This window comes from Bdellovibrionales bacterium, assembly GCA_019750295.1.
In the GTDB taxonomy this organism is placed as follows: domain Bacteria; phylum Bdellovibrionota; class Bdellovibrionia; order Bdellovibrionales; family JAGQZY01; genus JAIEOS01.
In genome coordinates this window covers 75,579-88,018 of record JAIEOS010000028.1, presented here as the reverse complement: position 1 = coordinate 88,018, position 12,440 = coordinate 75,579, and the positions used below count along the sequence as shown (strand labels likewise).

Sequence of the window (12,440 nt, the reverse complement as noted above, 5' to 3'; positions counted from 1 at the left end):
CTACCTCTGTAATTAAAGGAGAAAACTTTATGAAGTTTATGATTGGTTTTTTATTGCTTGTGACGACATCGACCTCGTTCGCTCAGTATGATCTGACCGGCCGTTGGGGCGTCGGTGTGGGTGCAGGTATCAACTCGGTTCTGGGTCCTGATGTATTTACGGAAGGCGCGACTGAACTTGACGGTGGCTTTCATGGCAGCGCGTGGGCGAGATACCATGTGAGTTCACGTTTTGGCCTGGAGCTCAGTTACAGCCGTATGATGTTTAAATTTAAAGATGAAACTTCTCTCCCACTCAATGGAAGAGATCCCGCCGTCGATGCGATCGATTTTAATTTAGCCTACCGTATGTTTCCTTTGGAGCGTTGGCATGCCTTGTTCCAAGTGGGTGCCGGTTACGCCAGAATTTCCGATGTCGGAGCGGGAACCGATAGCGAAGATGATTTTACGTGGAAGGCTCGGGCCGGTGCTGAGTATATGGCCACTCCCGATTTGATGCTTGCCGTTTATGCGGATTACCGTTTTGTGAACTTAGGAAGCGGTACCGATAGCAAAATCGAAGTTCTCTCTCCGTTACTTGGATTAACCTATTACTTCGGTGGAAAAAGCTCGGCTAAAGCGTCTCCGGACTCTGATGGGGATGGCGTTTACGATGATCAGGACAAGTGCCCGAATACCCCTGCAAACGCGAACGTGGGTGGTGACGGATGCCCTCTGACCACTCAAAAAGGGGATGCCGATGGTGACGGCGTCGCTGATGCCGAAGATAAATGCCCTAACTCTGAGCGCGGCCAACCCGTCACTGAGTTTGGTTGCACCAAGACGGATAAACTTGAGATCACATTGAATGTTCAGTTTAAGCCAGGAAGTGCGATCATTGATCCTAAGTTCACCGAGGATCTAAAGAAATTCGCGGAATTCCTAAAACAGTATCCCGACACGACGACAGAGATCGAAGGACACACGGATAACACAGGTTCTGAAAAGCAAAATTACAGCATTTCGCAAAAGCGTGCGAACGCCGTGATGAACTACCTCGTCAAACAAAAGATTGATAAGAAGCGTTTAACCGCTAAAGGTTATGGTCCATCTCAAGCCGTCGGAGATAACAATACTCCCGAGGGTCGCGAGAAGAACCGTCGAGTTGTGGCTCACGTTCAAAGCACGAAGTAATCACCTCAAGTCTTTCTGAGTTTTCGCTCAGAAAGACGTTTAACCGGCGCGGGGAAGTAAGTCGCAGAGACATTCGCGCCAGTATTCCGGAGCGTCGCTCGAGTAATCAATCCCGATTTCAAATTGTTTATTGGCGAGATATTTTGTCCGCGTCACTAAGCCCGTGATGTCTAAATCCATAATAGGAATATAAAGAGAAATCTCTTCACCGCAAAGGCCGTCTAAGTTCAGGGTGGAACGAAGCTCGGGAGCGGAGAGGTCATCTCGTTTTACGATCAACTTAAAGCCCGTACTTGAGGCCTCGACAATTTGCCCGAAATCACAAACCGGAGTGAGTGAATTGATGGATATCATGCCGTGGATCTCTAGGGGGTCCAGTTCGAATCGTGCTGCGCCTCTTTTGTTCATATGTCACCTCGACTTTCATATCGGCGACTCTCGACCAAAGTTAAGGTCTATGTACAAAAAAAGATAGGGAGTGATCCATTTTGAGACACGAGAATCCAATACCTTTAATGTGTTCCTCTCGATCGCGCCATTTGGCCGTGAAGAACCATTCGGTTTCTTTCTTCGGGCGCCAGTCTAAGATTTCGACATTACTGATCACATTATTCTCGGTTTGAAGCGATTTAAACACGGCCTCTTTTGCGGTCCAGAGATGCGGGACATAGGGGCAGGCCTCGAGTTCCTCTCTCGAGCAAACGCGCTTAAGAACTTGAGCACTTAAGCGCTCAATCACCTCAATATCGACCCCGATTTGTGACGGTTTATCGCACCAACCAAAAGCACTGGCGTTTAAACTGTGGCTCACGCTTAAGCTCAGATTGTCGTGACGGGGACGAAAACTTAAGTCATTCATTTGTTCGGGGACAAGATGGCGGTGAGTTCTCAAACATTCGGAAAACAGCTGGCGGACTTGCAAGCGATAGTTGGGATGAGTGTCGCTGCCGACGTTACTTACGAAAAAAACCTGGGGTTTAAGGCTACGAAATTCAGTGGGAAGGAGAAGAACCTCAGGAGTCGTATGCATGACTTTTATTATTAAACGTTACCGCTTTTTAAAGTAGTAATAATCGATTTCGACAGGGTTTTTAAACTGTCCATCACCCCAATGCCTTGTTCGGCCTCAGCCTCGAAATCAGGAGAGTTATACTTATTCAAGGCAGTGCGCAATTCAGCAATAGATGCCGAATTGGGCAGATCTCTTTTGTTGTATTGAATGATCATCGGAATTTTTTTGATGTCGTAGCCCGCGAGCTCTAGGTTTTTTTCGAGATTGTTTAAAGACAGAATGTTCTCATCCATGCGATCAATTTGTGAGTCGGCCACAAAAATAATTCCGTCCAGATTTTTAAGAATCAATCTGCGACTGGCATCGTAGATCACTTGTCCCGGAACGGTGTAGAGATGAAAACGAACTTTTAAGCCACGAATTTCGCCCACTTCCAGCGGAAGAAAATCAAAGAACCGCGTGCGCTCGGGTGTACCCATGTCAAAATCCATCATCATTGAGCGGTTAGGACCTTGTGTGGCTTGATAAACCCAGCGAATATTGGTCGTCTTTCCTCCGAGCGCGGGCCCGTAGTAAACGATCTTACAGTGCAATTCTTTGGTTTCTTGATTAATTAATGCCATTACAAAGTAATCCTATTTTCCAATGCGCGACTCAACGTGCGGTGATCGACAAAATCCAAATGACTTCCGATCGGTACTCCTTGAGCCAGTCGCGAAACTTTCACCTGAGGTCGGCTCGCCAATACTTTTGCAAGGTACAACATGGTGGTGTCGCCCTCGAGGTCGGAATCCAACGCCAAAAGTACTTCTACGGTTAATTGTGGCTGTTCTGCGAGCAGTTGGTCAATCCTTTCGATGAGCTGCTTGATTTTCAAGTCCTCGGGACGCACTCCCTGAAGCGGGGAAATCACCCCATGGAGGACATGAAAGCGGCCATCAAAAGCGCCTGATGCGTCAATTTGCGAAATATTCTCAGCTTCTTCGACCACGCAAATAAAATGGGAGCGGCGCTGAGGATTTTGGCAGTAGTAGCACTCTTCCGTTTGATCGGTGTAGCTAAAGCAACTGGTGCATAAGCGGATATGACTTTCCACATCCATCAATGCCTCGCGCAGGTTGAGTGAGAAATCTCGGTTTTTTAAAATAAAGTGGATCAATCGCTGCGCCGATTTCGGCCCAATGCCGGGGAGGCGGCTTAATTCATGACGGAGTCGTTCCAGCGTTGGGATATTTAGCATCGGCTCGGCATCCCCTCTATTACGTGAGACCAGGGATATTGAAGTTCTTAGAAAGCGACTGAACTTGTTCGTCGTGATCCTTCTTCGCCTGAGTCAAAGCATCGTTCACTGCGGTGATGATCATGTCTTGGAGCATTTCGGCATCCCCTTCTTTAAAAACGTTCTCTCCGATGGAGATCGCTTTGATTTTATCAGAAGTCACCGTGACTTTGACGGCATCGCCACCGCTCGTCGCAGTGTATTCTTTAAGAGCGAGGTCATCCTGCAGCTTCTTCATGCGCGTCTGCATTTGATTGGCTTGTTTGATAATGGCTTGCATGCTGTGATTTCCACCAGGTCTTTTCATCGGTGCTTCTCCTTGATCGATACGATTTCACTTTTAAAAATAGATTGAGCTTTTTTAACGAGGGGATGTTCTTCCACTTGTTTTTTTTCTTTACTCTTTAAGTCTTGCTCGGCTTTGACGACGGTTTGCTTAGGGGTCATCGAAGCGGTGGCGCCTTTGTTCACGCTCACTTCGACACTGAGTTTTTGTTTCCAGAAGTTTTCTAAAAAGCCTTGGAGGCGTTCTAAATTTTTGGGATCTTTAATTTTATCCACGAGGAAAGACATTTTTTCTGGAAGCCCTAACTTCAAATGGGTCGGCGTTTGTTCAATAATAAATGTGTGCTCAATGAGAGCGGCTAATAAACTATTGGACCCTCGGACCTGTTCGACAAAGCGGAGCCAAGGGTCTGTTGGAAGCTCTTTAGGAGTGATCAGAGGCTCGTCGACAGGTGGCGGGTCCGGCGTAAAAGTGGTCTTTTTGGGTGTGGGCTTCATCAGAGGCACGGAAGTTTTGCTGCCCGCGGACATCTCTCCACTGCCGGAAATGATTTTTTCTAAATCGACCACCCGTGGGGCGGCGAGAAGTTTTAAGAGAAGCATTTCGAAGGCCATGCGCGGCTCGGGAGCGCGTAGAAGATTTAAACTTCCCTTAAGAGTCATATCAAAAAAGAGATGCAGATCTTCTTCGGAAAACTCTTTGACCAAGTCTGTAAGAAATAAGATTTCAGAATCTGGAATATCGAGAGGGAAGTGAGACTGATGGGCGCCGATCTTGACCATCAAAGCATTTCGGATCTGGTCTAAAAAATCTTCGATAAAAAGTTGGGGATCATGCCCCGCTTCGGCAAAACGGGCGATCACACTGATCAACGATTTCTGATCGCGCTGAACCACCGCCGCTAAGGCTTGATTGATCAGCTCTCTTTGCGTCAGCCCTAAAACTTCGGCGACCGTGGCGGTTGTAACATTTTTGTTAGAGAAGGAGATAATCTGATCGAGTAAGCTCTGACTATCGCGCATGGAGCCTTTAGCTTGCTTGGCGATCATCCAGAGAGCTTCTTTCTCGTACTTGACCTGTTCGCTTTCGCAAATCACACCTAAGTGCTTAGCGATTTCTTTTTGCGAAATCATTTTAAAGTCAAAGCGCTGACAGCGAGACAGAATCGTATTGGGAATTTTTTGAACTTCAGTCGTGGCTAAAACAAAGACCACGTGAGAAGGAGGCTCTTCCAAAGTTTTTAAGAGCGCATTAAAGGCACTGGTCGACAACATGTGCACTTCGTCGACGATATAAATTTTGTATTTTCCAGTAGAGGGTAAGTAACCCACGGAATCACGAAGTTCGCGGATGGAGTCGACGCCGTTATTGCTCGCTCCATCAATTTCGATCACGTCGATGTGGCGGCCGAGAGCGATATCTTGGCAGTCGGAGCACACCTGGCAGGGAATAAAATTTTTAGCCTGAGTACAGCGGAGGGCTTTTGCAAAAATACGTGCGGTGGAAGTTTTACCCGTGCCGCGAGGCCCGGTGAATAATAGCGCATGGGGAATGCGACCCGAAGTGAGGGCATTCAGCAGAGTTTGTGCGATATGATTTTGTCCCACCAGGTTTTGGAATTCCTGGGGTCGCCATTTTCTGGCTATCACTTCGTAATGCGACATTAATTTTATTCCCCAAAACTTAAGCGCTGAGCGACCCGTAACACATAGAGCTTTGCTACCGTTGCTTCCTTCCGGACCTGGCGGGTTTTACGAAGCCACTATTGTACGGGGCCCAGCTGCCCCAATCTAGGTTTTGTCCGGTAATTACTCAAGTCTTAATACGCCATTTTTTGATGAGTTTTTCTCTCCATTTTTGAGTTTTTGAGAGCCTCCCTCGGGACACGGGCTGCGGGCGGCCATCCAATATGCTGCCGCATATTCCGCCCTCCTGCCCTCGCCCGTTTCGGCGGTGGGAAGCCCGCCGATCGCTTCACGCTAACGGGAGGTCCCTCCGAAGGCTCTCAAAAACTCAAAAATGGAGAGAAAAACTCATCAAAAAATGGCTACCCCAGAGCATTTCACCAAGGTTCCAGGTTCTTTAAGGTTCCAGCTCCCTGGGTGCACTTGGGCCGGATTTTTTTAGAGTTTGATAATGGGTTTCATTTATTTTTTGGGGAGGGGGGAGCAAATTCTACATTTGTTTGCTGGTTTTCGTGGGTGGAGCGAAGGATGCGTTCGGTTTTTGGGTTCCTTTCACTTGCGCTCAAGATGACGAGTGGGTGGGAAGTGGAATTGGGCTTCAATTCGGCGCTTTTGGTTTGGGAATGGTACCGATTTTTGTTCTATTTACAGGGGGTTACTGGGTGTCGGAGATTTTAGGCTGGACTGAGGGCTGGCACGAGGCTTGCTCAAGTAGAGTTCGTTGTACGTTGGCGGAAGTTGTACGTTGGTTCTATTATCTGAAGCCGGGCACTGGCGAGTCGTTTAAATTATTCTCCCCCCCAAAATTTACGCGTCTTTTTCTCCGGTGCCTTGGCTCTCAGAGCTTTTCTCCAGCCCTCCTTGGGCTTCTGTTTCCCGGGTCAGCGGAAATAACTGAATATTCATTTGATAGACTTTTTTACCTGGCTGCTTTTCTCGAGCCATCATCAATTTGGCCTGGATCTCTTTGCGGACTTTTCTTAACTCGTGGCGGACCCAGCTGTATTCCTCGGCGGTCATCGCCAATGTAAAGCCGCTGATCTCGCGTTCCTTAGGATCGTCACGATATAAAGACTCTAAACCTAAATAAATGAGTTCGGACTGGAGCTTTCGAATGAGCTCGGGTGAAATTTTATCCGCATTGGAGATCATTTTGCTGGAACGATGGGCGACTTTGTTGTCGTCAATGGTGACGTCGTTTCCTTGGACTAATTTATCCAAAGCGATTTGAATTTGCTTTTCGTTGGTGGCGTTTCGTAAATGTTTTTTAAGTACCGCTGGGTCAAAGACGATGCCCTCTTGATCGATCATTGCGTACAGCACCCATGATAACCAGCTCGGAACTTTTTCCCAAGTGCTCTCGTCAATGGAGCCTTGATCGAGAGCATTGGCCGATCTGATCTCTGAGAGTTTTTTCACAAACTTATTACGATTGAGAGGATCTTTCTCCTGGCCGTAAAGGACAAGGACTTCGAACTCGGTGGTTTCGTTTTTATCGAGTTTAAGAGCTCGGGCAAATTTCTTAGCCATATCGGGAGAAAGGTTTCTTTGTCCTTCGATGATCATCTTGAGATAATTCGGTGACTTTATGTCAGCAGCGGCAGAAAAATCCGAATAAGAATAGGGGCGCAAATCTTTTGATGTAAGATGGCGACGATAGGAAAAATAATCTTTGAGGTACTCGCGAAAATCGGTGTAAGCCGATAAACTCGGTTTCTCCATACTCCCCCTTCAAAAAAACAACGTAAGTCACTGAGACGCCTTGATATGTTTTCAACAACCCTTCGAAAAATCAAATTTTTAAACGTCGCTGCACCGCTAAGAATAAGAAATTGCCAAATAAGTCCCAGGATATCTAAATAAATAGGCAGATTGGCTTTGATTTTATGTTGGTCTGCGACAAAGGTGACCGTTCAGTCTCCCGATTTACGGGACATTATTGAACGAATGTGAAAAGACAAATCCAGGAAGGGAACTTTATGATCCAAATTTACTTATTCATTTTCACATTGATGATCGGAGGACACGTGTTTGCTTTTCAAGAGGCTGACGTTCGAAAAATGCGTCGAGAGACTGAAGAGGCCACAAAAAAGAATTGGCTCGTTGTCGTAGGGCTTCACTGGCTCAAAAATGGAGACAACAGTTTAGGGTCCGATCCGTCGTCCAATGTGGTTTTACCGCAACCGGTTCCCGCGAAACTCGGAAACATTCATTTTGAAAAGAACACCGCGAGTCTCACTCTGAATGATTCCAAGGGAGTTAAGATTGATGGTGCGCCGGCACTGGCTCGAAAACCCTATCTCCTCAAAACTGACAAGGCGAAAAAACAGCGCACCGAGATCCAAGTGGGCTCGGTGACCTTTTATTTGATTGAACGACCGAATGGGATCGGCATTCGTGTGAAAAATCTCAATGCGGAAACTCTAAAAAAATTTAAAGGCCTTGAATGGTGGGATCCTCAAAAAGAGTACTACACGGTAGGAAACTGGAAGCCCTACAATCCTCCTAAGGTGATCAATATGCCCGATATTTTGGGAAATTCCTCTGACGAAAAACTCGAGGGCAGTGTGGTCTTTGAACTCAAAGGACAAAAGCACGAACTCTTTCCGGTGAAAAATGGAGATGACTTATTTTTTGTTTTTAAAGATCAAAGCACCGGCAAAACGTCTTACGGGACGGGTCGCTTCCTTGAGACGAAGTTAGGTCGGGATGGTAAAGTTGTTTTAGATTTTAATCAGGCTTACAATCCGCCCTGTGCGCATATCGCTTATGCGACTTGCCCGATAGCTCCTGCAGAAAACAAATTAAACATAGCTATCGAAGCTGGCGAGAAAAAGCCGGCAGGCCATTAGGTATCAGTGACTCTTGAGCCAGTGGAAAATATTTAAGAGTGAAATCTTGCTGGCGGATGGCGCGTTTGATCGATCCCACTTCCCGATCGCCATGGACGTGAGTCTTCCAGGATTCCACCTGGGATGGCTTGTGGAGATCACTATTCGCGATGATGGGTAAACCGCTCATGAGAACTTCATTAAATAATTTTTTACCACTGGCCACTTCCCAAGCATCAATGTGATCCGCGAGCTCCTCCCGATGATCCCAAAGGCGGTAGGTTTGTGACTCGATTTCCCCGGTATAAACAGGGTGGGCCGCAATGGCGAGCCCACCCTGTGCTTTAATGGAATGGATGACATCCAGGATATTAAGGTCGGGGTTAATATATTCCCGAATGTCGAGAGCCAAAATGTGAGCGGAGTTTTTATGCGAAAAAGAATTTTTAGTGATTTCAACTCCGGGAATAACCACCATCCTGTAAACGTTCCAGGCCCTTTCTTTTTCGTAAGCGATCTCATCCAGATAATCTTGAAAATTATCTTTTCCGAGGGATTTGGAAAGCAAGTGTGCACTTTTCCCTAAAAAAGTTTTGTACTCACACAAGTGGTCGGTAATCGCGATCGCGCCGTGGCCAGTCTTTCCCATCAGATCGACCAGTTCTCGAATTGAAAGAACTCCGTCACTGTAAGTCGAATGCAGATGGAAGTCCGCCATAAACATAGTTTAAGTGTAAAGAGATTCCTGCAATAGGATCGACAAGCTTAAGTCAAAAGTTGGTTAAGGAATGGTTGAGAAGTCTAGGTTTATCAAAAGGTTCCAGGTTCTTTTAAGGAACCTGGAACCTTTTGGCTTATTTGACTTTGCTGCCATGGATGGAGTTTGCGGTGTCCGGGCTCATGATGAAGGCTTGGTCGCCATCGCCCGCGCAAAGGACCATTCCCTCGGAGATTCCGAACTTCATTTTGCGAGGAGCGAGATTGGCGATCACTAAAACTTGTTTTCCGATGAGAGCCTCGGGTTTGTAGGATTTTTTAATTCCCGCAAAGATCGTTTTTTTAGTTTCGCCGATGCTCACCGAGAGTTTCAGCATTTTGTCGGTGCCCTCGACATCTTCCGCATTATCGATGCGAGCGATGCGAAGGTCGATTTTTGCAAAATCATCGATCGTGTAAATCCCAGATTCAGAAACAGTCGCGGCTTTTGCGGTTGCAGTTGCGGGGGCTTCGGTCTTTGGAGCGTCTTTTTTATTTTCGTCGAGCATATTCTTAATTTTCTCCGGCTCTACACGCTGTAAAAGGTGAGAGAATGGATTGAGTTTTGTGTTTTCTATGGTTTTGGAAAGATCAGACCACTTGTAGCTTCCTGTCTCGTTAAACAAAGCCGAAACTTTATTTGCCAGTTCGGGAAGAATCGGTGCCATGTAAATCGTAAGAACTCTAAATATATTTAATGCGGCCGTTAGATGCTCGTGAGCCTCTTGCGGATTTTCTTTGACTATTTTCCAAGGGGAAACTTCATCAAAGTACTTGTTGGCCAAATCAGCGAGGTCACGGATTTCTACGGTGGCTTTAGAAAACTGGCGTTTTTCGTAATGGCCGGCAATCGTTTCGGCCTGAGCCAAACATTTTTGATAGACCTCAGCACCGCGGCCTTTGAGTACGCTGGCTTTGCCTTCGAAAGTTTTGTGAATCATCTGTGCCGAGCGAGAACCGAGATTAATAAACTTCCCGACCAGATCCGAATTTACCCGTTGAGAAAAATCATCGAGATTTAAATCCAGATCATCGAGTCCCTCTGACAATTTACAGGCGAAGTAATAACGAAGATGATTCACATCGAGATGATTTAAATAAGTGCGAGCTAAAATAAAAGTCCCGCGCGACTTGCTCATCTTTTCGCCGTTGACGGTCAGGAAGCCATGGACGTGAACGGCGTTCGGCGTGCGATAGCCTGCGGTTTTAAGCATCGCCGGCCAAAATAGAGTGTGAAAATAGACAATATCTTTGCCGATAAAGTGATAAAGCTCGGTGGATTCGCCTTGCCAGAATTTTTTGTAGTCGATCCCGTGTTTATCGAAATAATCTTTGCTCGAGGCGATGTAACCGATAGGAGCATCCACCCACACGTAAAAATATTTGTCGATGTAGCCAGGAATTTTAAAGCCGAAGTAAGGCTCATCGCGAGAAATATCCCAGGCGCGTAAATCTTCCTTAAGCCATTCATTTAACTTCTTAGAGATCTCAGGGCTAGTATGTTGAGGAACCCATTTTGTTAGAAAATCTTTAAACTGGTTGAGTTCGAAGAAGACGTGTTCGCTCTCTTTTAAAATGGGTTGAGTGCCACAAATGGCACAGGCGGCGTTTTTAAGTTCGGTGGGGGAGTAAGTCGCCCCGCAAGCATCGCAGGAATCTCCATATTGATCCGCCGTTTTACAATTGGGGCAAGTCCCCTTAATGAAACGATCGGGAAGGAACATTTTATCATTCGGGCAGTAGGTCTGCTCAATGGTCTTTTTAGAAATGGCGCCATTTTTTTCCATGGCGCTATAAAACTCTTCGCAAAGTTGACGATTGGTGTCGGTGTTGGTGGACGAGTAGTTATCAAACTGAACCTGAAAGTCTTTGTAATCGGCAGTATGGGATTTGTAAGCCTCGGCGATGACGTCCTCGGGCTTCTTCTTTTCCTTTTGGGCTCGCACGAGAATGGGTGTGCCGTGCGTGTCATCCGCGCAGAAGAAATAACAGGTGTTTCCGCGCATTTTTTGGAAGCGAACCCAAAAGTCTGCTTGAAGAGCTTCGACCATATGACCCAAATGGACCGGGCCGTTGGCGTAGGGGAGAGCCATAGTCACGAGAATGTTGCGCTGTTTACTTATCGGAGTTGTCATTTACCGACCATACAGTTTTTAGGCTTCACTGACAAGATAGTAGCCAATGGCCTAAGGACGATTTATAGTTCTAAGATCTTACTCAAAGGAGATGAACTATGCTTTCAGGAATTTTATCTTTATTATTATTGGTGTCCCCTGTATCTGCCAACGAGGAACATCACCATTCACATCCCGCGCGTCCTGCAGACAACGCCACACAATTTGGGGAAAAAACAGGACTTGCCGGAAAGCCAGTACCATTGGCGTCTTTGGTCAAGGATTACGACAAATACAAGTCGCAACAAGTCCTCACGACGGGGACAGTGACAAAAGTTTGCGAAAAAATGGGCTGCTGGGTTGTTGTTAAGGACGGGGAAACTCAAGTCCGCATTACGATGAAGGACAATGGCTTCGCGGTGCCCAAAGCCATTTTAAATAAAAAAGTCGTAGCCATAGGGAATATTCAGCAAAAGGATTTACCTGCGAAAGTTCTTCGTCATTATCTTAAGGACGAGGGTAAGACAGATGCTGAGATCGAAAAAATGAAAATCGATGCTCCGCAAACGGTCTATCTCTTTGATGCGAGCGGCATTAAAATTATCTAATGAATTCGAAAATCGAGCGCGCGGCCTTCGCGCAGAAAGTGCTGGATCGTTTGTATCCAGCACCTCCCATTCCTTTAGACCACAAAGATCCTTACACATTACTGATCGCCGTGCTTCTGTCGGCACAATGTACGGATGTGCGCGTGAATCAGGTCACTCCGAAACTTTTTAAGAGGGCGGATACTCCCCAAAAGATGGTGAAGCTTAAGATTTCTGAAATTCAGGAAATCATACGACCGTGTGGCTTGTCCCCTCGGAAAGCGGCAGCGATTCATGGATTATCTCAAATTTTGATTGATAAGTATGGTGGCAAAGTGCCGCAGGACCTAGAGGCCTTAGAAGAACTTCCGGGAGTGGGTCACAAGACGGCATCGGTGGTGATGGCGCAATCTTTTGGTGTGCCCTCGTTTCCCGTGGACACTCACATTCATCGACTGGCGCAACGATGGCGGCTCACGCGCGGGAAAAATGTCGAACAGACTGAAGCAGATCTTAAAAAACTATTTGCCGAGAACACCTGGAGCAAACTTCATTTGCAGATCATTTTTTACGGTCGTGAATTTTGCCAAGCCCGCGATTGCCACGGCCTCAGCTGCGAAATCTGCAGCACCGTGAACCCCGGCCGTAAATCCCCCATCAAAACCAAAAAATAATGTCCGGCAGGTACGCCGATACTTTTTTAGAACTGCCGCTTTAA

General features: G+C 46.6%; 13 protein-coding genes and 1 other RNA gene. 4 read left to right on the top strand and 10 right to left on the bottom strand.

The features are described from left to right. The first annotated feature begins 29 nt into the window (after positions 1 to 29). A complete protein-coding gene (locus tag K2Q26_07690; protein MBY0315385.1) occupies positions 30 to 1,172 on the top strand; it encodes an OmpA family protein in 1,143 nt (380 codons plus the stop codon). A 39-nt stretch (positions 1,173 to 1,211) separates the two neighbouring features. On the opposite strand, the gene K2Q26_07685 is transcribed toward K2Q26_07690, so the two are convergent. From K2Q26_07685 to K2Q26_07650, 8 genes are all read right to left on the bottom strand, one after another. Then, a complete protein-coding gene (locus K2Q26_07685) occupies positions 1,212 to 1,580 on the bottom strand; it encodes a hypothetical protein (protein MBY0315384.1) in 369 nt (122 codons plus the stop codon). A 40-nt stretch (positions 1,581 to 1,620) separates the two neighbouring features. Continuing rightward, positions 1,621 to 2,202: a 4'-phosphopantetheinyl transferase superfamily protein gene (locus K2Q26_07680; GenBank protein ID MBY0315383.1), complete on the bottom strand. Its 582-nt coding sequence runs from the start codon at positions 2,200 to 2,202 to the stop codon at positions 1,621 to 1,623. Between the two features lie 11 nt (positions 2,203 to 2,213). Next, positions 2,214 to 2,807: a gliding-motility protein MglA gene (locus K2Q26_07675; protein ID MBY0315382.1), complete on the bottom strand. Its 594-nt coding sequence runs from the start codon at positions 2,805 to 2,807 to the stop codon at positions 2,214 to 2,216. After that, positions 2,807 to 3,424, bottom strand: coding sequence for a recombination mediator RecR (recR, locus tag K2Q26_07670; GenBank protein MBY0315381.1), 618 nt, complete (start codon positions 3,422 to 3,424; stop codon positions 2,807 to 2,809). Before recR ends, K2Q26_07675 begins: the two co-directional genes overlap by 1 nt. A gap of 19 nt (positions 3,425 to 3,443) precedes the next feature. Further along, positions 3,444 to 3,770 carry a YbaB/EbfC family nucleoid-associated protein gene (locus K2Q26_07665; protein MBY0315380.1) on the bottom strand — a complete coding sequence of 109 codons (327 nt, stop codon included), beginning with the start codon at positions 3,768 to 3,770 and terminating at the stop codon, positions 3,444 to 3,446. Beyond that, the gene (gene dnaX, locus K2Q26_07660) at positions 3,767 to 5,413 is read right to left on the bottom strand and encodes a DNA polymerase III subunit gamma/tau (GenBank protein ID MBY0315379.1); all 1,647 of its coding nucleotides are present in this window, start codon (positions 5,411 to 5,413) and stop codon (positions 3,767 to 3,769) included. The genes K2Q26_07665 and dnaX overlap by 4 nt, the downstream gene beginning before the upstream one ends. Before the next feature lie 21 nt (positions 5,414 to 5,434). Further along, positions 5,435 to 5,531, bottom strand: an RNA gene (ffs, locus tag K2Q26_07655) — signal recognition particle sRNA small type. Between the two features lie 710 nt (positions 5,532 to 6,241). Next, positions 6,242 to 7,156 carry a TIGR02147 family protein gene (locus K2Q26_07650; GenBank protein MBY0315378.1) on the bottom strand — a complete coding sequence of 305 codons (915 nt, stop codon included), beginning with the start codon at positions 7,154 to 7,156 and terminating at the stop codon, positions 6,242 to 6,244. Between the two features lie 257 nt (positions 7,157 to 7,413). Here K2Q26_07650 and K2Q26_07645 point away from each other — a divergent pair, with 257 nt between their 5' ends. Then, complete coding sequence (locus K2Q26_07645) at positions 7,414 to 8,286, top strand: DUF1684 domain-containing protein (protein MBY0315377.1); 873 nt, start codon at positions 7,414 to 7,416, stop codon at positions 8,284 to 8,286. Here the strand turns inward: K2Q26_07645 and K2Q26_07640 are convergent. Together K2Q26_07640 and metG are read right to left on the bottom strand one after the other, a co-directional pair. After that, a complete protein-coding gene (locus K2Q26_07640; GenBank protein MBY0315376.1) occupies positions 8,249 to 8,983 on the bottom strand; it encodes a PHP domain-containing protein in 735 nt (244 codons plus the stop codon). The genes K2Q26_07645 and K2Q26_07640 overlap by 38 nt on opposite strands. Positions 8,984 to 9,119: 136 nt before the next feature. After that, complete coding sequence (metG, locus tag K2Q26_07635) at positions 9,120 to 11,144, bottom strand: methionine--tRNA ligase (GenBank protein ID MBY0315375.1); 2,025 nt, start codon at positions 11,142 to 11,144, stop codon at positions 9,120 to 9,122. A 110-nt stretch (positions 11,145 to 11,254) separates the two neighbouring features. Between metG and K2Q26_07630 the strand changes: the two genes are divergently transcribed. Beyond that, the gene (locus tag K2Q26_07630) at positions 11,255 to 11,743 is read left to right on the top strand and encodes a DUF4920 domain-containing protein (GenBank protein ID MBY0315374.1); all 489 of its coding nucleotides are present in this window, start codon (positions 11,255 to 11,257) and stop codon (positions 11,741 to 11,743) included. After that, entirely contained in the window at positions 11,743 to 12,396 is a 654-nt protein-coding gene (nth, locus tag K2Q26_07625; protein ID MBY0315373.1) for an endonuclease III, read from the top strand. Before K2Q26_07630 ends, nth begins: the two co-directional genes overlap by 1 nt. Positions 12,397 to 12,440: the final 44 nt, after the last annotated feature.